The following is a 23,528-nucleotide window of genomic DNA, read 5'->3' on the forward strand; positions in this document are numbered from 1 at the left end:
GCAGCATGGAGTGCAATCACGCCACTATCGGAAGCGTCTATAGAAAATAATGGAGCACCTCAGGAAATTCCAGATTTTACAAGAGGCATGTGGGTGAAACGCAAGCCTTACAATTGGATTAAGGATACCTATTAAAATAAATAACCATGAAAATTAATTAACATATCAATTTATGAAAATACAAACCACCAAAAACTCCTTCCATAAACGGAAAGAACTCTATCAATTGAGAACGTTTATATTTCTCTTTTGCACTTCAGTATTCAGTCTTTCTTCCACTCATGTATACTCAAACAGTGCAGATATTGTAATCATTGGGGAATCTCCCATTAAGCCACAGCATGAAATAAAAGGAAATGTTACTGATAACTACGGGGCAGGATTACCTGGAGCTAGTGTTGTTGAAAAAGGCACCACCAATGGTGTGCAAACCGATTTTGACGGTAACTTTACGCTTTCAGTAGCCAATGCCAATGCAACCCTAGTGATTTCTTATATGGGTTTTACCACTAAGGAAATTGCTGTTAATAGCCAATCAACCATCAACGTACAACTCGAAGAAAGCGCCTCTGCTTTGGATGAGGTGGTTATTGTAGGATATGGTACTCAGAAAAAGGTCAATCTTACCGGGTCTGTGGCAACTGTAAGTGGGGAAATGCTTGAAAGCAGACCTATTACCAACGTCTCTGCAGGACTTGCCGGATTATTACCAGGAGTTTCCGTAAATCAACAAACAGGTCAGCCTGGCGCTGACGGTGGGAACATCCGTATTCGTGGTACAGGTACTCTAAACCAAGCGTCGCCTATGGTTTTGATTGACGGTGTGGAAGGCTCGTTAAACGACGTGCAAGCCAATGACATCGCTAGTATTTCTGTACTTAAAGATGCGGCATCAGCGGCTATTTACGGTTCAAAAGCGGCCAATGGTGTGATCTTAATCACTACAAAAACTGGTAAATCTGGAGAACCTACCGTAAATTACACTACCGATGTGGGCTGGCAATCGCCAACACAATTGCCTGAGTATTTAGGATCGTATGATTATGCCCGTTTATACAACGAAGCTCTCGTTAATAATGGCAAAGCACCAAAATTTACGGATGCTGACATAGAACTTTTCAGAAATGGTACAGATCCATTTGGCCACCCTAACACCGATTGGTTAGATCTTTTATACCAAGGTTCAGGTTTCCTTATTACTAATAATCTAGGTGTTTCTGGCGGTTCAGAATACACGAAATACCGTGCTTCTGTCAACCATCAAAAACAAGAAGGTGTTATTCAGCATACTGGTAAAAACGAGTATAACGCGCGTTTAAATCTTACCGTTACACCTAAAAAGTGGTTGACCACCAATATGAATTTGTCTTATACCCAAATGGATCGTGAAGCACCAAACAACCCTTATGTAGGTGGAGGATTAGACCAAATTATCAGACAAACCAACAGAATTGCACCGTGGATTCCTTACAAAAATGAAGATGGTACTTACAGTACCATTTCAGATGGTAACCCAATTGCCTGGATGGATCTTGGTCCTCAAGTCAACTATTTACGCAAAACATTTGTAGGGATTGGGTCGGTACAAGTGGACATTATTGAAGGCCTGAACGTTAAAGCCTTAGTTTCTCACAGGAATGTGAATGATGCAAATTCAGAAATGAATAAGGAACTTCAATATAATCCTAATAAATATCACGGGCCGACAAAGTTGACTGAAATTATAAATAACTCTACCCGTAACACATTTGATTTAACAGCCAACTATTTCAAATCCTTCAATGATGTGCACAATATTGCAGTTCTTGCCGGCTATCACGCTGAGTCCTATGATTTTAAACAAACCACAGCTTATCGCGAAAATTTCCCTAGCACTGAACTACCTAATTTAGATGCTGGTTCTTCTAGTGGGATGAGAAATAGTGGGTACACCCGTGAATTGAATATGGTGTCATTTTTTGGACGTATCAATTACGATTATATGGGACGCTATTTATTTGAAGCTAACGTAAGATCAGATGCTTCTTCTCGTTTTGCTGAAGATAACAGAGTGGGTGTATTCCCATCATTCTCTGCAGGATGGAGAATTTCTGAAGAAGCGTTCTTTGAAGGCGCTAAAAATGCAATCAACGATTTGAAAGTGAGAGCGTCATGGGGACAATTGGGTAACCAAGATGCATTAAACGATTACTATCCTACCATTCCTACTTTAGGACTTGGACAAAATTATCCTTTCAACAGCACCATCCAACCAGGAGCGGCAGTGACAAATGCAAAAAATGCGGCATTAATCTGGGAGAAAACAACCAGTTATGGAATTGGAATTGACGCCCGTTTATTTAGTAAAATAGATTTGACCATTGATCTTTATAAAAAAGAAACGGAAGGCATTATCATGCAAGTTCCTGCGCCAAATGAATTCGCTTTAGGTAACTTTTTTGACAACGTAGGAAAGTTAGACAACAAGGGTATTGAGGTGAGTGCAAACTACAGAGATACTTTTGGCGAGGTAGATTTCAGCTTTGGTGGAAATATGGCTTATAACCAAAACGAACTGGTGCAATTAGCTGGTACCACTCAAATAATTAGTGGACGCCAAATACGTAGATTAGGAGAGTCTCTTGACTCTTGGTACGGCTATAAAACTGACGGTTTACACCAAAGCCAAGCGGACATTGACGCTTATCCAAAGAACACCATTTACGGTAACCAAATCAAACCGGGCGACTTACGTTACGTAGACACCAACGGTGATGGTAAAGTGGATGCTGACGACCGCGTGTTGTTAGGAAATTCAACACCTAACTTCAACTTTGGTATCAATATGAGTGTAGGGTTTATGAATTTTGATTTACAAGCCCTATTCCAAGGTGCCACAGGAGGTAAAGGTTATATGGATTTTGACGCCATTGGTGGCGTTAACGGTGATGGTCAAAAACCATCAGCTATTTGGTTAGACCGTTGGACTCCAGAAAATCCAAACACTAGCGTGCCTCGTCTTATTGACGGCATTAATGGCCCAAGTATGCCTCAAAATTCAACCACAAGTTACTGGTTAAGAAGCACAGACTATTTAAGAATGAAGAATTTGCAGTTAGGTTACACCATTCCAAGTGAAACTTTAGACAATTGGGGCATTAAAAAACTAAGATTTTATTACAGTGCTCAAAACCTGTTTACGATAAGTAATTATCTTAAAGGATGGGATCCAGAAGCACCATCAGGACGTGGTAGTAGCTATCCTGTTGTGATGACGAATTCAATCGGAGTTAATTTAACTTTTTAATATATAGTACAAGATGAAAAAATTAATATACTTATTAGGAATCGTGGTTGCCTTTAGCGCTTGTGACGATTCTTTCCTAGATACAGCACCCAATGACGCGCTTTCGCCGACCACTTTTTGGAAATCAAAGAAAGATTTAGATTTAGCTTTGACGGGTTGTTATAACGGCTTCGCCAGTGGAGGAGATCTTATGTATCGTGATGCTGGATCAGATAACGCCTACAATAACTTCCCTTGGGAAGGCTGGACAAACATTGGAAATGGTAAACTTTCAGCGGCCGATGCAGGCGCTTCCTACTACGGTTTTGGAACCATCAACAGATGTAACGAGTTTTTAGCCAATGTGGATAACGCTACTGCCGTGTCAGAAGCAGATCGAGAAATTTATAAGGCTCAAGTTCGTTTTATTCGTGCTTATAAATACTATATCCTTACCACAAGTTATGGTAATGTGCCATTAATAACTCAAAACTTTGCTACACCTGAAGAAGCTAAAGTGCCAAGAGATTCACAAGAAGTGATTCGCACGTTTATTGAAACCGAACTGAATGCCGTGATTGGCATGTTGCCAGATGCTTATTCTGGTGGCGAATATGGTAAAGCTACCAAAGGCGCTGCACAAGCACTTTTAATGCGTTATTATCTTTACTTTAAAGATTATGACAAGGCCTTGTCAACGGCCAAAAACATCTCTGGCTATTCATTAAACAGTACTTTTGAAGGTCTTTTTGATCCAGCCAATGAGCAGAATGCGGAGGTTATTTTATCGGTACAACATGTAGCAGATAACTACTCTCTCGATTTTACACCATTTATGCCAAACGGTCTTGGTGGTTGGTCTTCTGTAGTTCCAACACAATCCTTAGTGGACGCTTTTGAGATGGCAGATGGTAAAACTATTCAGGAAGCGGAAGCTTCTGGAGAATATGACCCAAACAATCCATACGTCAACAGAGATCCACGATTGAGAGCTTCAGTAGTTTATCCTGGTCAAGTATATGCAAATAAAGTGTACCGTTCTGTTGAAGACACAAGCCCAGATTATTATAACAAAGCTGATAACGCTTCAAAAACAGGTTATAACTTTAAAAAGTACACCACGTTTTTAGATCTTAATCCAAGTTCTCCTTACTGGAACATGGGCAATGACATCTATATCTTTAGATATGCTGAGGTACTTTTAACCATTGCAGAAGCAAAAATCGAATTAGGTCAAATTGATAGTGAAGTTTATGATGCTTTAGATGCCATAAGATTAAGAGCGGGAATGCCTGCGGTTAATAAGGCTAAATATGCTGACCAAGCGAGCTTGAGAACGCTATTAAGAAACGAACGTCGTGTGGAGTTTGCCATGGAAGGTTTACGTAGAGATGACATCATCCGTTGGAACATTGCAACTGATGTACTTAACGGGAACTTAATGGGAACCAAAAGAGGAACTGTTTTAGCAACTACACAGCCAAATGGCGATTATAATGTGTCGTTAACGCTACCAGCTAACTTGATTGAAAGCAGAGAATTCGTAGCTCCTAAAAACAATCTCTTGCCTATCCCACAAGGGGCAATTGACAAAAACCCAAGCTTGACCCCTAATAACCCGGGTTACTAGTTGTCTAAATAGCAGCAAACTTAAAGAGGCAATTTTATAGTTTGAATAAACAATTTATCCCGTTAACACATTGATTGGTTGACGGGATTTATTTGTTTAATAAATTGCGGGTATTTTGAGATTCGTTATTAAGGGGAAATTTGCTCAGTCATCAAGGGATGTTTTAATGGAGAGTTTTTATAATACACTAAGCTAAGTGCATAGACTAAAGGGCAATTCAAGAAAATATGCAGATGAATACGCTCTAACATGTGGACTGTGGTAAAACTGTTTTTAGGATTGATTTATCATGACCAAGAGCATCACACGTTAATCGGAGCGATGGATAAAGAAATATAAGTGTACAAATTGTCACAAAAAATATAATTTTTTAAAAATAAATGAGAGTAAAAAAAATAAAAAGCAGACTTCTTAGTCCTTCCACAATCATTTTGTCAGCCTTAATGATGAGTACGTTGAGTTCTTGTGATGCCTGGAAGAATCAGAAAAATTTGGAGGAAGTAAGTATTCAGTCAGCAGAATCATTTTCCTTTGAAATACCATCTAATGGCAATAGTTGGGTAACCAATAATGTTGAATCCAATAATATAATAATTACTCAAAATGGCATCAGAAATTGGTCAAATCCTACCACCGTAATTAAAACCTATTTTAAAACGGAAAATATCGGTAAAATTAATTTAGGTCTCAAATTAAGCGCCTTTGACAAACCTTTTAAAATTAAAGTTTCTTTAGGTAATGATACCAAAGAATTTGCTATTGAAAAATCTGATGGGAAGGAGGTTTTTATAGGGGAATTTAATATTGTTTCACCAGGATATCAAACTATTGAAATGCAAGGCTTCGATAAGGAGGGTGCTGTTTTTGCAGATATTGATGCTTTTTTAATCGGTGGTCCAGCTACAAAAGGCAACATCTATTTTATAAAAGATGATTTTTATTTTGGTCGTCGTGGTCCATCCGTGCATTTAACTTATGAATTGCCTAAGGAACGAGAAATCGAATATTTTTATAACGAAATCAATGTTCCAGAAGGCGAAGATGTCATCGGATCGTACTTTATGGCGAATGGCTTTAAAGATGGTTATTTCGGGATTCAGGTCAATTCTGAGACTGAGCGTCGCATTCTGTTTTCAGTTTGGAGTCCGTTTGATACTCAAGATCCCAAAGAGATTCCTGACGATTATAAAATAATTTTAAAAGGTAAAGGCGAGAGCGTTAAAACCGGAGAGTTCGGAAATGAAGGTTCCGGAGGACAAAGCTACAAGGTGTATGATTGGAAGGCCGGCACCTCCTATAAGTTCTTATTGAAAGGTGTGCCAGCTGTAAATAATTCAACCGATTATACCGCATATTTTTTCACACCTGAAGATAATCAATGGCATCTTATCGCAAGTTTCAGAAGGCCACAAGGCAGCCGGAATTTGGAAAAACTATATTCGTTTTTGGAAAATTTTGTGCCTTCAACTGGGAACCTTTCGCGAAAAGCCAATTATAATAATCAATGGGTCTATACCACAGATAAACAATGGGTAGAATTGACGAAAGCCAAATTTACGGCAGATGCCACGGCTCGCAAAGAATCGCGATTAGATTATGCTGGCGGTGCGCTTGGTAATGAATTCTTTATGGAGAATTGTGGCTTTTTTAATGAAACCACGCCAATTGATACCGAGTTTACAAGAACAGCAAATGGAAATCCGCCGTCAATTGATTTTTCAAAATTGGAAGTGCCCAACAAGTGATAGGTTAACTGCGTAACAAAGTTTAAAATATCTGATGGCGATTAAATCTTTGCCATGATGATTTCAGTGAGCTCAGTTTCCCAGGAAGTCCATTCATCAATATTTATTGCCTAATTTTTTTATTTTTTATTTGATTATTAGTAGAAGCAAAATCTCTGAGCTGGATTCTCAGAGACTTTTGCTTTTTTTTTCCATGATCCTCATCTAAATTGGGTTTATTTCAAACACGGCCATCAATAACCGTGAGCTTTAGCTCGGGGTATGAAGTCTAGATTATTAAAGGGCTAAAGCCTTTTATATTGTTTTTTCTAACCCCCAACTGAAGAAGATGGGTATTCAAAACTCCACCATTAATAACCTCGAGTTTTAGCTCGGGACATGTAAGTGTAAGAGAAAAGAGGTTTTGTTTTTAATCGCTTTGCGATACCTAAAATAGGTTAGTCATTTCTATATTTCATTGGTTATTGGCTATCGATGTCGCTCATTTTTATAGGGATAGGACGCATTTAGTTTGATAAAATCCGTAACTTTAAAGGACTCAAATAAAAATACTGACCTTTTGAAATAGCGTGTTTTTAATATTGAGGTAGGAAGTGGCCTCATCTTCCTGAAAATATAAACTCATTATTTATTTCAATTTTCTATGATTGGCGTTGTCCAATTATTTTTTTGAATATCAGCGAGCTCCCAACTTACCTACTGATTTTACAAATAGAATAGCTAACATAAAAACATATCGGCATGGCAAATGATCCTTTTAAAACTAAAAAGCAAATCACTGTAAATGGTAAAAACTATGATTATTATAGTCTCGAAGAACTCTCTCGTCAAGGTTATCAAATTGATAAACTACCATTTTCCATCCGGATTCTTTTGGAGAATGTGTTGCGCAATTTTGACGACTTCTCCGTTACCAAAGAAAATATTGAGACTCTAATTAATTGGAAGCCGAAAGGCGTCGATAAAGATATTCCTTTTAAACCTGCGCGGGTGTTGATGCAGGATTTTACGGGTGTTCCAGCGGTCGTTGACATTGCTGCACTTCGGGCTGAGGTGGCCCGAAAAGGGAAAGATCCAAATACGATTAATCCATTGGTGCCGGTCGATTTGGTCATCGATCACTCCGTTCAAGTGGATTATTTTGGCACCGAATATTCCTATCAGCGGAATATGGAAGAAGAATATAAACGTAATATAGAGCGCTACCAATTTTTAAAATGGGCGCAACAATCCTTTGATAATTTTAGCGTGGTTCCGCCAGGAATGGGGATTTGCCATCAAGTCAATCTAGAATACTTTTCAAAAGGCGTGATTGCACGCGACGGCATGCTATTTCCAGATACTTTGGTAGGCACGGATAGTCACACGCCCATGGTTAACGGGATTGGAGTGGTCGCTTGGGGCGTTGGTGGGATTGAAGCCGAAGCCGCTATTTTGGGGCAACCCCTTTATTTTATCATGCCAGAAGTCCTCGGATTGAAGCTGACCGGGAAATTGCCTTTAGGTTCCACCGCGACCGACTTGGTGTTGACCATTGCCAATGTCTTACGAAAACAAGGCGTAGTCGGCAAATTTGTTGAGGTTTTTGGCCCAGGTCTGGATCATTTATCGGTGCCAGATAGAGCGACCATTGGTAATATGTCGCCTGAGTTTGGATGTACGATTACCTATTTCCCTATTGATGATAAAACATTGAAGTACATGCGGGAAAGTAATCGCTCAGAAGAGCAGATTAACTTAGTCGAAACCTATTGTAAAGCCAATATGTTATGGCGTGAGCATGAGGATCGCATTAATTATACGGAAGTTGTGGAATTGGATGTTTCCAAAATTGAACCGACCGTTGCAGGGCCAAAACGTCCGCAGGATAAAATCCTTTTAAAGAATTTCAAGCCGAAGTTCATTGATTTGCTGAGCACTTCTTTTGAACGTGAATATATAGAACATGAAGATCGAGACTCCGTCATCCGATGGAAGAATGAAGGTGGCAATCAACCGACTCCGCCGCCGAAAGAACTGTCGGAAGACACAAAAATTGAAACCAAGGAACAAAACGGACTTAAAACGGTTTGGATTGATAAGGGCGAGCAAAAATTTTCAATCTCCGATGGTTCTGTTGTGATTGCTGCCATTACATCTTGTACCAATACCTCAAATCCGTTTGTGATGGTTGGTGCCGGATTGGTCGCTAAAAAAGCAAGAGAACGTGGTATTGACGTCAAGCCTTGGGTAAAAACCTCTTTGGCGCCAGGCTCAAAAGTTGTGACGGATTATTTGATCAAAGCGGATTTACTCAAAGATTTGGAAGCCTTACAGTTCCATTTAGTGGGTTACGGCTGCACCTCGTGTATCGGAAATTCTGGTCCGTTGCCACCCGCCATTGCCAAGGCGGTCGATGAACATGAACTCGTGGTCTGTTCGGTGCTTTCTGGAAACCGTAATTTTGAAGCGCGTGTCCATCCGCAGGTAAAAATGAATTATTTGATGTCGCCCATGTTAGTGGTGGCTTTTGCCATTGCAGGTCGCGTGGATATTGATTTGATTAATGACCCCATCAGTCGCGATAAAAATCAAATGCCCGTATACTTAAAGGACATTTGGCCCACCGATGATGAAATTAATGCGGTTCTTAAAGAGGTGCTTTCGCCAAAAGATTTTGATAAAAACTATTCCGAAATTTTTGATGGGAATGAGATTTGGAGAAATTTGGAGATTCCAAAAGGCAGTTTATATGAATGGGATGATAGCTCTACTTATATCAAGGAAATACCCTTCTTTAAAAATATTTCAGACCAAGCGGCACCACTTCAAAACATTGAACATGCACGTGCCCTTTTAGTATTGGGAGACAGTATTACGACCGATCATATTTCCCCAGCGGGATCTTTTAATGAGCATTCTGCAGCCGGACAGTATTTAATCAGTCAAGGCGTTAAGAAAGAAGAGTTCAACTCCTATGGCAGTCGACGAGGAAATGATGAGGTCATGGTGCGTGGGACGTTTGCCAACGTGCGTATCAAAAACAAATTGGCCAAACAAGAAGGTGGTTTTACGACCTATTTGCCTTCTGGAGAAGAAATGACGGTTTATGACGCCGCAGTTAAATATCAACAAGATCATACACCTTTAGTGGTGCTGACTGGTAAAGAATATGGAAGTGGCTCCTCACGAGATTGGGCTGCGAAAGGCACGTTTTTGCTAGGAGTAAAAGCCGTTTTGGCGGAGAGTTACGAACGTATTCACAGAAGTAATTTGGTAGGTCTTGGGGTTTTGCCCTTACAATATCAAGAAGGCGATACGGCGGAGAAATTAGGATTGGACGGTACAGAGGTTTTTGCTATTTCAGGAATTTCTGAAGGCTTGACACCACATAAATTGGTAGATGTGAGTGCAACAAACGCAAAGGGTAAAGAAATTAAATTCAAAGCGATTGCGCGATTGGATTCCCTTATAGATATTGAATATTATCGAAATGGTGGGATTCTTCAATATGTGCTGCGACAGTTTTTGGATTAGAAGAGGATTGGAGGTTGTTGACCCGCCCGAACGTGGCTTTTCGGTATGGGCGGGTTGAAGATTGATGATTTCTGAATTTTAGAAGTGTCTGAGAATGACGAATATCGAATGTTGAAAACCGAATGATGAAATATTGGGTTAAGAAATCGAAGTTGAGTTCTGGCTATTTTAAACTTAACTGTTCGTTTGGCACTTTAACATAGGCTGGATTTAAATGTAAAAGACGATACTTTGTATGAATCGCCGATGCCAATAAATAATAGTAATAAAAAATAGCAAATATCCAATAACGAATGTTGAATAACGAATGATGAAGTTTTAGCGAGTGAAGTTGAGCTTGAACTTCAAATTGAAATCGAAAATGAACTTGAAGAGCGACCTATTATTTTTAATGTTTAATTGTGAACTGCTCTACATTGTTCAAAGAGTCCGTTCCAATAAAAAATAGTAATAAGAAATATCAAATATTTTGTATCCTATATCAGAGCTTTAAACTCTAATCGCGTAGATGCTTTACAAACAGCGCATCCCAATAATAAATAAAGAATAACAATAGAGAATAGTTCAAGCCAATAAAAAATAGAAATAATAATAAAGAATATAGCGAAGCTATGAAAAATCAAGTAACCATAAAATCGATTGAACATGCCACGCATGACGTGTTGCATATTGTAGTCGAGAAACCTGAAGGAATGGACTTTGAGCCAGGGCAGGCGACAGAAATTTTCTTGGATAAATTAGGATGGGAAAATGAGGGGCGCCCCTTTACTTTTACCTGTCTTCCAGAAGATCATTATCTGGAGTTTATGATCAAAACCTATCCGTCGCACAAAGGCGTAACCAATGAGCTACTGTCTTTAAAAGCTGGAGATCATCTGATTGTTAATGATGTTTTTGGGGCCATTGCTTATAAGGAAGAAGGCACATTTATCGCTGGTGGCGCTGGTATAACGCCTTTTATTTCGATTTTTAGAAATTTAAAAAAGCAAGGAAAATTGGGAAGCAATAAACTCATATTCTCCAATAAAACCAAAGGCGATATTATTCTTGAAAAGGAATTTAGGGAGATGTTAGGTAGTAATTTTATCAATATTCTTTCTGATGAAACCATAGAAGGTGTTGCGCATGGGCGTGTCACAGAAGATTTTTTAAAAACCTGCGGACTTGCTTATGACAAATCATTTTATATCTGCGGTCCGCCACCCATGATGGAAGCGGTAGAAAAGATGTTGGCCAATTTAAATGTCAAGAAGGAACAATTTGTGGAAGAAGTATTTTAAATCTCATGAAAACAATCCAAATAAAGCGGGTATATGAGGATCCTTCATCAAGTGATGGCTATCGGATTTTAGTGGACAGGATTTGGCCTCGTGGCGTTTCAAAAGAAGAAGCCAAATTAGAGGAGTGGAACAAGGATTTAGCACCTTCCACCGAACTTCGGAAGTGGTTTGATCACGACCCAGATAAGTTTGAAGACTTCTCACTGAAGTACAAAAAAGAACTTAAAAACAGCACTGACGATTTAAAACGCCTTTTTGAAAAAACTAAAGACAAGACAGTGACTTTACTCTATGGCGCAAAGGACACCAAGTTCAATCAGGCGGTGGTGCTTAAAGAGGTTTTGGACGGTTTTCTAGATAACAGTTGAGCCTCCGATTATTTTCCCTCGGATTTTTTGCTGTCATAGTCTTAAATCTGAGGACTGTTTTTTGAGGGTTTGGAGAAACATAAAAACAAACTAAATTCAGAAAGCTTTCAATTATAAATTTCAGCGTCACTAGCTTTAAGCGGATGGTGACAAAGCCTATACTTATCAAATGTCAAAAAATTTAATAATAATCGGAGCAGGTCCAGGACTTAGCAAAGGAATAGCAGAAAAATTTGGAAAAGAAGGGTTTAGAGTGGGCCTTATCAGTCGTAATTCCGAAAAATTAGAACGCGAAGTTGCCGGTCTGAAAAATATGGGCATCACCGCTTTCTGCGCAATCGCTGATGCTAGTGACAAGAAACAGATCGCTAAAGCGCTTCAGAATCTTCGCGAGAAAATGGGGAAAGTCAATACCTTAGTCTATAATGCTGCGGTTTTGAAACGGAAAAATATAATGGACGAAACAACGGAGGTGCTTCTTGACGATTTAAAGGTTTCCGTAATAAACGCTCTGTTCGCTGTACAAACGGTTTATGAAGACCTGAAAGAAAATCAAGGCACCGTTTTATTGACTGGCGGCGGACTTGCCATTAATCCAAATCCCGAATTAGGTTCGGTATGTTTGGGAAAAGCAGCCTTGCGGAATTTGGCATTTCAATTAAATGAGACATTGAAAAGTAAAAATATCTACGTAGGAATAGTTACAATATGCGATCAGATTAAGGAAGACAGTTCAACGCATTCTCCAAAAATCCTAGCAGATATATTTTGGCAACTTCAAGAAAACCGATCAGAAGTAGAAATAAAGCATTGAAATTAACGTGGTTTTTAAGTTTTAAAAAATCTTTTAGTTGATCAGATACAGTCTTTTTTTTTAAATGGAATTCCTTAGCTATTTAATGAGCTCTTATTTCCGTGTGTATTCAAAAGACTCATTATAATTATATCCAGCGCCCATTACCAGTAAAACAGCGCCTTTATTACTGAAACCTGCATTGATAAGGAGTTTGTCATCTTTAGTCAGGCCAATTCTTCTTTTATCATTTACGCAACCTCCAAAGAGAAATGGAATTCCGTTGCAGCTTATAAAATTATTATTTAAATAAAACATATTTTTCAAGATAGAGATTGGCTTAACATTGATTTTCTATGGATTGAAAAGAGGTCAATGCTAGCTTTTTATTTAAATCTTGATTTATTATAAAATCGTAGGCATTATTATATCGCAATGAATCCTGAGTTTGATTATAGGTGTTTCATTTGCTTTGGTTTTGGTATTTTTTTAAATGATGGAAAGAATACATGCCATTCAAGTTCGTAAGATTTGAATCTTTTAAATGGTCAAGATCTTGTCTGAAGTTTTTTTGGAAAAGGAAGCGCAATTTAAAATCGTTCCACTCAGTAGTATTAAAATAAAAAAATTTATGTTTTGTTTTGTCATTTTTCAAATTATACAGATCCCATTATTTCCCTACTAACATACATTAAATCTCTGTAAGTGTTTTTCGGGTGTAGAACATTGTTTTGGAAGTTTTTATAAGATTGGTGATCACTTCCAAGCGCTTATTATTATTATTATTATTATTATTATTGGAGAACCCAACGGGTTTTTTCATTGAGGAATTGATGTTTGCTATAACTATTTACTCATGTAAGTAGTTATAGCAAAATACTCATTTAAATAAATTTAGTAATAATAGCTGTTTAATTGGTGAGATGGCTTCGTGCCTCGCCATGACGGCTGCTCTAAAGATGAAAAACCGAATGAGTTTTGAAGATAATTGGAGTTGATAGTGGAAAACACCAATAATGACTAATAGTGGATCAACACTGCTCAACCGATGAGTTTTATTCAAAATAACCTCTCGTCAAAAAAATAATCTTCATTTCTTACTAAGGCGACTTTCTCAAGAAATAGGGGGTGTTTGGTGTTAATGATGTAATTATATTCTTGTGAAATTACGGCAGAAGGCACTTTTAAGACTAAAGTGCGCTTTTCTTTATACCAATCGGAACCAATAAGTTGTAGTTTGTAATAAGCTTCAAACGAACGCCAATTTGGTGGTAGCTCTTTTATCGCAATTTGCTCATATAAATCCTCTTCATCAGCTATAGATAGTATCATAACTTCATAATCTGGAATTTTGTTTATGGAATTGCGATGAACAACAAGCTCTAATGTTGATAACGACCTCGAACAGCCTGCGTAAATAACGAATTCTCCATCTAAATTCCATCTGTTTGCTACTCCTGAACTTGATAATACTTTCGAATAATTTTTATGTGAAATGCGAAATACTTCCATATTTAGGCATTATCACCATATTCAATTCCTGTTAATCGGTCTTCAATATATCTAATTCCCGAAATTGTTTTGAAAAAGTCAACAGGTCGGGTTTCATTGAAATGAAAGTTTGGCTTTTCCAACCATTCATTAAAGGCTTCTTGGGAGCCAAAAACGCGTTCTCCTTGTTTGTATAAGGAGAAAAGTAGAACTAGTTTTTCTTTAAAATTAATGTTCAATTTAGCTTTAGAACTCCGATAACTTTGAAAGGTTTTTTCACTAACTTCAAACCATTCAGAAATCACTTTGTCAGTTGAATGCGTTAAGGCCTTGAAAATTTTGACCTGCTTAGTGCCTAGTTTTTCCGAATGTAAAAAAGTAATGACTTGACTGTCTGAAATGTTTGCCGGAATGTCTTTAATGATATCGTTTGTTGTTTCCATGTCCTAAATTTTATTAAATTTACGTAAATGTTCTTCATGAATAACGTAAAACTACGTTTTTAACAATGACTGACTTGCTAAATCAATATTAAAATGGATAATATATTTTGGATGTCTACACAGTTTAAGTAGTTTCATATGGTTTCTAACAACAGGTGGTTTCTTCCATACAACATCGAAATTGTTGGCCAAAGCGCCCATAACAGCAGGTGTAAATATTATTGTTTTTTATTCTAAATTAATAATAGCTGTTTAATTGATGAGATGGCTTCGTGCCTCGTGATGACTGACACTATTAAAAAAAGCTTCTCATTTCTGAGAAGCTCCTTTTGATTAGAAAATATCAGCTAGACTAAAGCTTGATCAACTTTGAAGTCAACACCTGTCCATTCTTATTTTCAACTTTTATGAGATAGATGCTTTGGTTCAAATCAGAAATGTCAAAACTATCCGAGGGCGTAAAAGTGCCTTTAAACGATTTGATATGTTTTCCGGTTAAGTCATAAATTTTAAGTGCACTCACTTCTTTGTTGATTTTAAAAGTTTTGTTCACAGGATTCGGATAAATGGCGAAACTTGAAATATCTTCAAAGGTGTTCGTGCTTAACGTTGCAGCCGCATTTCCGAAAATTCGAAACTGACCTGCAGGAATGTTTACCGTCGCCATGTTATAAGTGGTGTTTCCTGTGGCGTCCATCAAATCATACCAGGTTTGTCCGGTTGGAATGGTCGTATTCATCGTTTTTGAAGTGACATCAAAATTTGCTAAAACAATCACTCTATTGAGGCTGCTCGCTGGTAAGGTCGTATCAAAAATGGCGATGGATGGTGTCAGGTTATTGGAGGTCATTGTATAATCACCTTTAAAAACTGGTTCACTGGTTTTCAGTGCGATCATGCGCGCCCAATCGTTATAAATTTTATTTCGGTGCGTATCGCCCGTCCAGTTTTGTGTCCATTGGGGTTGCGGTTTGGTGTCCAATTTGCAGTCGCCTGTCGGGTTGCCAGCATCACCACCTTTATCTATGGGATCGTCTGGTATATTTATTGTTCCATTATTGCAGGTAAAGATGGAGTTTTGCATGCCCAATTCGCCAAAATGCCAGATCATTTTCGGGCCTGGAACGGTCAAGGTCACGGCACCCAAAGCGGACATCCTTGACAATGCTGTATTCAAATCTTTCACATCATGAGCACTGTTTGTACTGTTTCCATATTGAAGAATTTTATACATCAAACGCTCTTCATCATGGCTTTCAGCGTAACCCATAACACGAGGCCCTAAAAATTGAGGTCTTGATTTATGACCAATGCCGCTTATATTAGCGGTGTATCCCATGGTCAATTGGTTATAAGCATGGTTCATGTTGCCCCACATCATGATGCCTTTACCTTCATTGTACTTGTAGTTGGCCCATTCTTTTTCTTCGTTTTCTGAACCTAAATGCTCGAAAATAATATAATGTGTCGGATCCAACGACCAAGAATAATCGGCATAATCTTTTAAAATTTTAACACGGTCCGCTTGATAAGCGTTGGTGCAACTTTCATCGTTTTCCGTACAGTTTTGCGTAAAGCCTTTGGTCAGATCCCAACGGAAACCATCAATTTTAAACTCTTCGATCCAGTGTTTTACCACACGTTTCACGTAATCTTGAGTCCTTGGATTGGAATGGTTAAAATCAGAGCCTACGTTATAAGTATGTCTTGGGGTGGTATTGAAGTATGGGTTTTCAGAACTTGGATTGCCCCAACCATCGCCGTCGGGATCATTCATCCACATGCGCACCATTGGATTTCTGCCAAAAGCATGGTTGAGTGCCACGTCTAATATGACGGCAATCCCGTTTTGATGACAGAGGTCAATAAATTCTTTGAGCTTGTTTTCGGTGCCATAAAATTTGTCCAAAGCCATATGAAAAGCGGTGTTGTAGCCCCAGCTTTCATTGCCTTCAAACTCCATGACTGGTAATAATTCGATCGCATTGATATTTAGTTTTTTGAAATAATCGATCTTGTCAATTAAATCCTGAAAATTACGATTGACATCAAAATCCCTGATCAAAACTTCATAGACCACTAAATCCTCTTTTTGAGGTTTAGTGAAATTGGGAACTTTCCAATTATAAGGTGTTTGGCCTGTTTGTAAAACCGTCACTTCTCTTTCTTGTCCAGCAGGATACGGAGGGAGGTTAGGGTAGGTCGACGCAGGAATACCAGGATCATCAAAAGGTGATAGTACCAAGGTTGAATACGGATCGGCCGTTTTTACAAGGGATGGAGAGTTTGCCAGCGGCGTTTTATCCACGACCCAATATTGATAGGTTTCTATTTTACCGGGGGTTAATCCTGATAATCTGATCCAAAATTTATTGTTTCGTGTGGGATCTTTCTTCATAGCATAAGTGGCGTCTGGTTGCCAATTATTAAAACTTCCAGCGACGTAAACAAAATCTTTGCCAGTAGCATAAAGTACCAAAACTGCTTCCGTTGTACTCAAATACGTAATACCATCTTGATAGGTAGTAGGCATAATCGCTGTGTTTGATCCTGGATCTACTATTACAGTGAATTTTTTAGTAATGGTACTTCCGTCTAAAGTGACTTCTAATAAGTAATTGGTGTTTTTTGTAATATTGGAATGTGTAAAAGCATAGTTGGAGATGTTAGCTTGCGAATTGATAGCGGTGGCATTACCTACTTCTTTCAATACATAAGAAGCGTTGCCTCCCGTATTTTGTGCGGTAATGCTCAAGCTGCCTCCAGAGTTGATCACGGTAGTGGATCCGTTGACAGGTTGGCTTAAAGCCACTTGAAATGTGCCAACGTCCACATTAATGTCTTGCGATTTTTTATCGCCAGTACCATCTTTCGCTTTAAGTAAAAATCCGATTCGTCCTAAACCAGTTCTGTTATAAAAGGTTGATGGTGTAAAGGAAATACTATAGGTGTCAGTGTTAGTGTTATAGGTCAGTTTGTTAGCTTCACTGGAGACCTCCCAACTCCCATTGGTAGGGCAGTCCTGTTGATTGCTAAGATTGAGGTCATAGGACCATGACCATAAGTACAGTTCGTTATTGGTTACTCCCCATGCGGATTCATTAATAGTGTTGCCATTAAAAGTGACAGTAATATTCTGGTTTTCTTCAAAGGGAGAAGGCGACACTGAATAGGTCACAGTTTGCTTTTGGGCGAGCGAAAAAAGCGGAATTAAAAAAAGTAATTTAAGGTAGAGATTCTTCATGTGTCTATAGGATTGAATTCGTGTTTCAGAACCTCAAAAAAACGGTCTGCAATTGATAAAGCTTAGTCATGATATTATTCATTTTTGCTTAAAATTAAAAAGGGCTGTCATAAACTAACAGCCCTTTTTTATAGTACACCATTTATTGTAATTTATAAAACTTATAGGTGTTGTCAGTAAGATCCATGAATATGCGATACTTTCCAGCAACCACGGCAATGTTTGCACCGCCGGCTTCTAATGAGCCATTAGCACCATCATCACCAAGATTAGTATCCCATGAGTTATTTAGTCTGAATTTAACTTCCCCATCTATGAAAGTGGCGATGTCTCCCATCCAAATATTTGGATGCACTTCAGTTAAGGCGAAATCAGGACCGCCGTCTCCCCAGTCGTTATATCCTGAACCAACCATACCCCAGATGTCAGCAGCTTCGATAGTATATTTGTTAGAGTTCAAATCTAAAGTAATGGCATAGTGTCCTGCAGTTACGGCAATATTGTCTCCCCCTTCTTCTAAAGTGCCATCAGCGCCATTGTCTCCAAGATCTCCTCCCCACGTGTTATTTTTTCTGAATTTGATTTCTCCAGCAATCAAGCGGACGCCTACTTTGAAGGTGTCGGTTAGATAGTCATAATAGAATTTAGCATCCGGACCGTTATCTCCCCAATTATTATAGCCAGAACCTACAACACCCCATGAGAATTTTTCGATAGTATACGTATTTTCATTGAGGTTCATAGTGATTTTATAGTTGCCTTGCGTAACAGCAATATTATCTCCGCCAGCATCAAGAATCCCGTCAACGCCAGTATCGCCAAAGTTGTTGCCCCAATCACTGTTTTCACGGAATTTGATTTCGCCAGTAAGTAAAGTCACATAAGAAACAAATACATTTGAAGTTGAGGTGGAGTAAAATTTAGCATCAGGTCCGCCATCTCCCCAGTCATTATAACCACTTCCAACAATCCCCCATGTAGATTCCGTAATGCCGCTACCACCTGTTTGTGCTTCTTGGAGTACTACTGAAATGGTTTTGGCCTCCGTAAATATTTGGGTTGCGCTACCGCCATCGCCAACATACGCACGAATTCTAACTGAAAATGCTCCCGTATTTGGCGCTGGAGTTGTAGGATTTGCATCCAAGCCAGCTTCTGTGGCAACCGCCATCATTTGACCGATAGTCATGGCAATTTCATTACTAGAGGTTGTTCCTACTAATACGGCATCACTAAAGTCACCCAAAATGGAGCGTTGCAAATCATAGGAAATATTAGTTTGAACACCAAAATCAGCGCTGTTCCATGTAAAACGCTCACCAAGGTTGCTTCCTGTAGAAGATGTTAAAATGTATTCTGGCAATATTGTATTTGTTAAAACAAATCCGTCAGGTTCTTGAGCTATGAAAACTACGTCGTCGTCAGTTTGGCAAGAATTTAGCCCGATCATGGCCAAAAGAAATAAGCTTAGTATTTTAAAATTTTTCATGTGTTTAGATTTATTGTTATTTAATGGTCACATGCTATTCGCTATTGAAGATCCGCTTAGAAGTTGAAATCTTTATCAAGCTCGTTTCATGTCTTCGTGGTTTTTAATATCCTTGGTTTTGTTGTAAGTTGGTGTTGATGCCTAAATCGGTTGCAGGTAAAGGCATGAGATTTCTGAAAGCGCTGGTTGTTGCGCCCTGAGGTACATTTCCTTTCCATGGCCAAATGCCCTGATCGGAAAACTGACCAAAACGGATCAAATCGGTTCTTCGATGTGCTTCCCAAAATAATTCTCTTGAACGCTCAGACAGAATAAAATCCAGCGTCAAGTTGGCCTGATTGATATTACCAGATGCATTGCCATAAGCTCTTGCTCTGAGTTGGTTGATGTAAGTTACCGCATCGGCTGCAGAACCGCCGCCGCCTCTAACAAATGCTTCTGCATACATAAGATAGGTGTCAGCCAATCTGAACATCGGGAAATCCGTATCCGGAAAATCGCCAGTAGGATCAGAACCGGCAACACCATTGACATCCACATTTCTAAACTTTTTTACTGCGTAACCTTGGGTAAATGTTGAGGTGTTATTAATGTTCTTTGTTTGACCATCGGTGTGAAATAAGGCTCTTCCATCGGCAGAGTTCGCTTCTCCTGGGAACTGCTCAACCAATGTTGACGTCGTCCTAAGACCAGCCCATCCGCCGTTGACGCCATATTCAGCAGGAACCATGCTACCACCCACTGCAGCGTGAATGATGAAGGTCATCCCACCAAAAGATTGGGTGCGCAAGCCATCAAAAGTAATAGGGAAAATAACTTCTGATTGCGATCCATTAGTATCATTATCCGCTAAAAACAAATGGGAATAAGGGTTTGACGAGATGCTGTATCCTGATCCTATCACTTTCGTAGTATAGGTGATCACATCAGCATAACGCCCTGAGCCTGTATAGACTTCGGCGTTCAGATAAAGTTTAGAAAGCAACATCCAAACCGCAGCCTGATCAGCTCTTCCGTATTCATTTTGTCTTGCCGCTATAATGTCATTTTCAATATCGAGCAATTCTTTTTCCACATAGGTAAAAAGATCTGCACGTTGTATTTGCTCAGGCAAGAAGGCGCCGATTGGATCTTCTTCTGTAACAAAAGGAACGTTTCCAAATAAATCCATCGCATGCCAATAGGTCAAAGCTCTCAGAAAACGTGCTTCTGATCGGTACTTTTGGATGTCAGTACGAAGGCTGGCTTCTACACCACGAGCATCCAGTTTGGAATCAGTAGTTTGGCGCATAAACTCATTGATCAAAGCCACTTGATAAAGTAATCTGCTGTACATGGTACGGATAAACTCGTTACCTGAAGTCCATGTTTGCGCATGTAAATCTTTGATTGTGCCGTCATTCCAGCCAATAATAGCTTCATCGGTGGTCAATTCTTGCATGGACCAATACAAACGTAGATAGTTGGAAAAGCCTTCGTCCAGTCCAGATAAATCGGGGTTTCCCGCTGGACCTTCCTGGCCGCTTAAAGAGAGGCCTGCGTATAGTTTAGCTAAAAAAGCTTTATAGGCTCCGGGTTCTTCAAAGGCAGCATCCGCTGTAAGACGATTGTCTTCAGGCTGCAAATCTAAATTGCTCTCACAGGATTGTGCAAAAAGCACCACCGTGAAGGCGATAAAGATGATTTTTAGTGTTCTTAACATAGCATTGTATTTAATGTTAGTAGTCATGATATTAGAATGTAAAGTTTAGTCCTAATACAAAAGTTTGCGGTCTTGGATAGAAATTGTTATCTATACCGTTAGAAATTTCAGGATCTAAACCATCGTATTTTGTTATGGTAAATAAATTGGTTGCCGTTAACGACATTCTCAAGTTGATCTTTTCACCAGGAATTAAATACCCGAGAGATACGTTATCCAATTTCACGAAATCAGCTCTTTCGATATAATAATCAGAAAATAGATTTTGTTTTTTGAATTTGGTGTCTAACACACTTGAATGCGCATTGACATAATACTGACCTGGTGCATCATTAACTGTAGTGATGTTTCCTCTATCTGAAGCCACGTTGTTATACATGTAATTTCCAAAACTTCCCCTAAATGTAAAACTGAAATCTAAGTTTTTGTAACTTAAAGTATTGGTAAATCCGGCGTAGGCATCAGGCGACGCTTTTTTATAAGCTTGCTTGTCGGCTTCTGTGATTTGGTTATCCCCATTAACATCCACATAAGCGCCTTCTATTGGTTTTCCGGCCGTGTCATAAACTTGTCTGAACACATAAAATGTTGAAGGATCTAAACCTTCTTTCCACAATTGAATATTATTACCGACACCACCACTAATATCACCTTGGCCAATTAAAAAGTTGGGATCATCGCCTAAGGACAGTTTCGTGATTTTGTTTTCTTGTAAGGTAACGTTAAAGCCCAGGTTCCAATTAAAGTTTTCTGAACGTGCTATATCGCCACTTAAGCTGAACTCAATACCTTTACTTAAAACAGACCCCACGTTTGTGGTCAATAAATCGGAAAGGTTCGATCCAGCAGCGGTTGGAATGGTTGCCAATAAATCGTTGGTTTCTCTGTAATAAGCATCCACAGTACCGGTTAAGCGCTCATTAAAGAATCCAAAATCTAAGGCTAGGTTATATTGAGAAGTTTCTTCCCATTTCAGGTTTTCGTCAAATTCTTCAGGACGCAGGGTGTTGATATATTGAGGCACACCGTTTAAGTAACCAAATTGTACACTCGCATCCGATCTACCAGGCGTATAAACACCTAAGTAGCCATAGTTTTGACCAATCTCTTGTTGTCCTGTTTTACCCCAACCTGCTCTCAGTTTTAAATTTGAGAAGAATGAGTTTTGTAAAAATTCTTCATTGGTCAATTTCCATCCTGCAGAAACTCCAGGGAAATTACTCCATCGGTTGTTTGGTCCAAAACGAGAAGAACCGTCACGTCTAATGGTCAATGATAATAAATACTTGTTATCAAAATCAAAGCTTGCACGTGCAAAGTAAGATTCTAAGGCATTTCTATTTATAATAGTTGGACGTGATACCAAGCTTCCTGAGGTTTCTGTTTCACGACGATCAGATTTGATGTAAAATTCTTGGTAAGAGTGTCCAGCAGTTAAATCGATAGCTGTATTAATGGACTCCAATTTTGTTTTATAATTGAAATAGAAATCTAACAAGGTGTTTCTATTCATGCCATCATAAAAATTTTCATAATTAAAACTTCCAGGTTTTGAAGGACTGGCCTTGCTATATTGCTTGCCTGATAATTCAGAATAGTCGAGACCTGCATTCAAATTAAATTTCAAGCCTTCCAAAAACGGGAGGTTATAATCGATATTAAAGTTGGTGATGTTTCTTTTGTTGCGAGCTCTGTTGTTATTATTAAGCAAGGTAAATACAGGATTAACCAAAGCTAAATTTTGACCTACATATTGAAAAAATGATCCGTCAGGATTGTACACTTGATGAGTGGGATCAAATCCTACAGCGGCTCCAATAGCACCATGATCAGCAAATTTATTATCGTCTAAAATACCCTTGGTAGTTAAGGTCAGTTTCAGATTATTGTCCAAAAGACGTTTAACCGCTGAAAGGTTAATGGAGTTTCGCTCATATAAATCGCCAATTAAAACGCCTTGTTGTGCGGTGTGGTTGATATTTGCACGAAAGTTAAAGGTGTCAAAGCCTTGAGAAATTGTAATGTTATGAATGGCACCAGCCGCAGTTTGGTAAATTTTCTTTTGCCAATCGGTTTTAGAATCTCCTAACAAGCTGGCTTTAAAATTAGAATCAGTTACTGCAATAGCTCTAAACTCATCCGCAGATAATACATCCACAAAATCATTGACTTGTGCAACAGATGCTTTTAAGTCATATTCTACTTTAAAAGGAGTGTTGGCTTTTCCTTTTTTGGTTGTAATCAAAATAACACCGTTGGAGGCTCTTGAGCCATAAATGGCCGTTGCAGAAGCATCTTTTAAAACCACAAAATCCTCAATGTCATTGGGATTTATGGCGTTGAGCTGATTTCTTACCCCTTGAACGCCACGCTGGTCCAATGGTAAGCCATCGATCACAATTAACGGGGAGTTATTGGCCGATAAAGAAGCGCCCCCTCTAATTCTGATTTCAGACCCTCCACCTGGATCTCCACCACCGGAGGTGATGCGAACCCCAGCAGACTTACCAGACAATAACTGTTCTGGTGAAACGATGGCTCCTTGGTTAAATTCTTTTTCGC

Annotated in this window: 15 protein-coding genes and 1 pseudogene; 8 read left to right on the top strand and 8 right to left on the bottom strand. The window is 38.9% G+C overall.

Features of this window, described 5'->3' with window-relative positions; genetic code table 11:
- The 8 genes and pseudogenes from ABIQ28_RS08095 to ABIQ28_RS08130 all read left to right on the top strand — a co-directional run.
- Positions 1-135 (top strand): annotated as a pseudogene (locus ABIQ28_RS08095) (gfo/Idh/MocA family oxidoreductase); the annotation flags it as partial.
- 37 nt (positions 136-172) lie between these two features.
- The gene (locus tag ABIQ28_RS08100; RefSeq protein WP_348036384.1) at positions 173-3,286 is read left to right on the top strand and encodes a TonB-dependent receptor; all 3,114 of its coding nucleotides are present in this window, start codon (positions 173-175) and stop codon (positions 3,284-3,286) included.
- Positions 3,287-3,299: 13 nt separating this feature from the next.
- Entirely contained in the window at positions 3,300-4,895 is a 1,596-nt protein-coding gene (locus ABIQ28_RS08105) for a RagB/SusD family nutrient uptake outer membrane protein (RefSeq protein ID WP_348036385.1), read from the top strand.
- 380 nt (positions 4,896-5,275) lie between these two features.
- Positions 5,276-6,640 carry a DUF3472 domain-containing protein gene (locus ABIQ28_RS08110; RefSeq protein WP_348036386.1) on the top strand — a complete coding sequence of 455 codons (1,365 nt, stop codon included), beginning with the start codon at positions 5,276-5,278 and terminating at the stop codon, positions 6,638-6,640.
- Positions 6,641-7,381: 741 nt separating this feature from the next.
- Complete coding sequence (acnA, locus tag ABIQ28_RS08115; protein WP_348036387.1) at positions 7,382-10,156, top strand: aconitate hydratase AcnA; 2,775 nt, start codon at positions 7,382-7,384, stop codon at positions 10,154-10,156.
- Between the two features lie 611 nt (positions 10,157-10,767).
- Positions 10,768-11,436 carry a flavodoxin reductase gene (locus tag ABIQ28_RS08120; protein WP_348036388.1) on the top strand — a complete coding sequence of 223 codons (669 nt, stop codon included), beginning with the start codon at positions 10,768-10,770 and terminating at the stop codon, positions 11,434-11,436.
- Positions 11,437-11,441: 5 nt separating this feature from the next.
- Positions 11,442-11,804 carry a DUF488 domain-containing protein gene (locus ABIQ28_RS08125; RefSeq protein ID WP_348036389.1) on the top strand — a complete coding sequence of 121 codons (363 nt, stop codon included), beginning with the start codon at positions 11,442-11,444 and terminating at the stop codon, positions 11,802-11,804.
- A gap of 169 nt (positions 11,805-11,973) precedes the next feature.
- Positions 11,974-12,618 carry an SDR family NAD(P)-dependent oxidoreductase gene (locus tag ABIQ28_RS08130; RefSeq protein WP_348036390.1) on the top strand — a complete coding sequence of 215 codons (645 nt, stop codon included), beginning with the start codon at positions 11,974-11,976 and terminating at the stop codon, positions 12,616-12,618.
- A gap of 93 nt (positions 12,619-12,711) precedes the next feature.
- Here ABIQ28_RS08130 and ABIQ28_RS08135 read toward each other — a convergent pair whose 3' ends face one another.
- From ABIQ28_RS08135 to ABIQ28_RS08170, 8 genes are all read right to left on the bottom strand, one after another.
- Positions 12,712-12,915, bottom strand: a complete 204-nt coding sequence (locus ABIQ28_RS08135) for a hypothetical protein (RefSeq protein WP_348036391.1) — start codon at positions 12,913-12,915, stop codon at positions 12,712-12,714.
- Between the two features lie 373 nt (positions 12,916-13,288).
- On the bottom strand, positions 13,289-13,420 hold the full coding sequence (locus tag ABIQ28_RS08140) for a hypothetical protein (protein ID WP_348036392.1): 132 nt from the start codon (positions 13,418-13,420) through the stop codon (positions 13,289-13,291).
- 236 nt (positions 13,421-13,656) lie between these two features.
- Positions 13,657-14,109, bottom strand: coding sequence for an RES family NAD+ phosphorylase (locus ABIQ28_RS08145; protein WP_348036393.1), 453 nt, complete (start codon positions 14,107-14,109; stop codon positions 13,657-13,659).
- 2 nt (positions 14,110-14,111) lie between these two features.
- Positions 14,112-14,531 (bottom strand): MbcA/ParS/Xre antitoxin family protein, encoded by a 420-nt coding sequence (locus ABIQ28_RS08150; protein WP_348036394.1) that lies wholly within the window; start codon positions 14,529-14,531, stop codon positions 14,112-14,114.
- 352 nt (positions 14,532-14,883) lie between these two features.
- Positions 14,884-17,775: an alpha-amylase family glycosyl hydrolase gene (locus ABIQ28_RS08155; RefSeq protein WP_348036395.1), complete on the bottom strand. Its 2,892-nt coding sequence runs from the start codon at positions 17,773-17,775 to the stop codon at positions 14,884-14,886.
- A 142-nt stretch (positions 17,776-17,917) separates the two neighbouring features.
- Positions 17,918-19,264, bottom strand: a complete 1,347-nt coding sequence (locus ABIQ28_RS08160) for a SusE domain-containing protein (RefSeq protein WP_348036396.1) — start codon at positions 19,262-19,264, stop codon at positions 17,918-17,920.
- 103 nt (positions 19,265-19,367) lie between these two features.
- On the bottom strand, positions 19,368-20,966 hold the full coding sequence (locus ABIQ28_RS08165; RefSeq protein WP_348036397.1) for a RagB/SusD family nutrient uptake outer membrane protein: 1,599 nt from the start codon (positions 20,964-20,966) through the stop codon (positions 19,368-19,370).
- 31 nt (positions 20,967-20,997) lie between these two features.
- The coding region (locus tag ABIQ28_RS08170; RefSeq protein ID WP_348036398.1) for a SusC/RagA family TonB-linked outer membrane protein at positions 20,998-23,528 on the bottom strand (2,531 nt) is incomplete at its 5' end.

This window comes from Gelidibacter sp. (assembly GCF_039916245.1).
Classification (GTDB): Bacteria; Bacteroidota; Bacteroidia; order Flavobacteriales; family Flavobacteriaceae; genus Gelidibacter.

Bases quoted from the DNA above. Each gene is read 5' to 3' on its own strand.
- ABIQ28_RS08100 (WP_348036384.1), top strand. From the start codon at position 173: ATGAAAATACAAACCACCAAAAACTCCTTCCATAAACGGAAAGAACTC.
- ABIQ28_RS08105 (WP_348036385.1), top strand. From the start codon at position 3,300: ATGAAAAAATTAATATACTTATTAGGAATCGTGGTTGCCTTTAGCGCT.
- ABIQ28_RS08110 (WP_348036386.1), top strand. From the start codon at position 5,276: ATGAGAGTAAAAAAAATAAAAAGCAGACTTCTTAGTCCTTCCACAATC.
- acnA (WP_348036387.1), top strand. From the start codon at position 7,382: ATGGCAAATGATCCTTTTAAAACTAAAAAGCAAATCACTGTAAATGGT.
- ABIQ28_RS08120 (WP_348036388.1), top strand. From the start codon at position 10,768: ATGAAAAATCAAGTAACCATAAAATCGATTGAACATGCCACGCATGAC.
- ABIQ28_RS08125 (WP_348036389.1), top strand. From the start codon at position 11,442: ATGAAAACAATCCAAATAAAGCGGGTATATGAGGATCCTTCATCAAGT.
- ABIQ28_RS08130 (WP_348036390.1), top strand. From the start codon at position 11,974: ATGTCAAAAAATTTAATAATAATCGGAGCAGGTCCAGGACTTAGCAAA.
- ABIQ28_RS08135 (WP_348036391.1), bottom strand. From the start codon at position 12,915: ATGTTTTATTTAAATAATAATTTTATAAGCTGCAACGGAATTCCATTT.
- ABIQ28_RS08140 (WP_348036392.1), bottom strand. From the start codon at position 13,420: ATGAAAAAACCCGTTGGGTTCTCCAATAATAATAATAATAATAATAAT.
- ABIQ28_RS08145 (WP_348036393.1), bottom strand. From the start codon at position 14,109: ATGGAAGTATTTCGCATTTCACATAAAAATTATTCGAAAGTATTATCA.
- ABIQ28_RS08150 (WP_348036394.1), bottom strand. From the start codon at position 14,531: ATGGAAACAACAAACGATATCATTAAAGACATTCCGGCAAACATTTCA.
- ABIQ28_RS08155 (WP_348036395.1), bottom strand. From the start codon at position 17,775: ATGAAGAATCTCTACCTTAAATTACTTTTTTTAATTCCGCTTTTTTCG.
- ABIQ28_RS08160 (WP_348036396.1), bottom strand. From the start codon at position 19,264: ATGAAAAATTTTAAAATACTAAGCTTATTTCTTTTGGCCATGATCGGG.
- ABIQ28_RS08165 (WP_348036397.1), bottom strand. From the start codon at position 20,966: ATGTTAAGAACACTAAAAATCATCTTTATCGCCTTCACGGTGGTGCTT.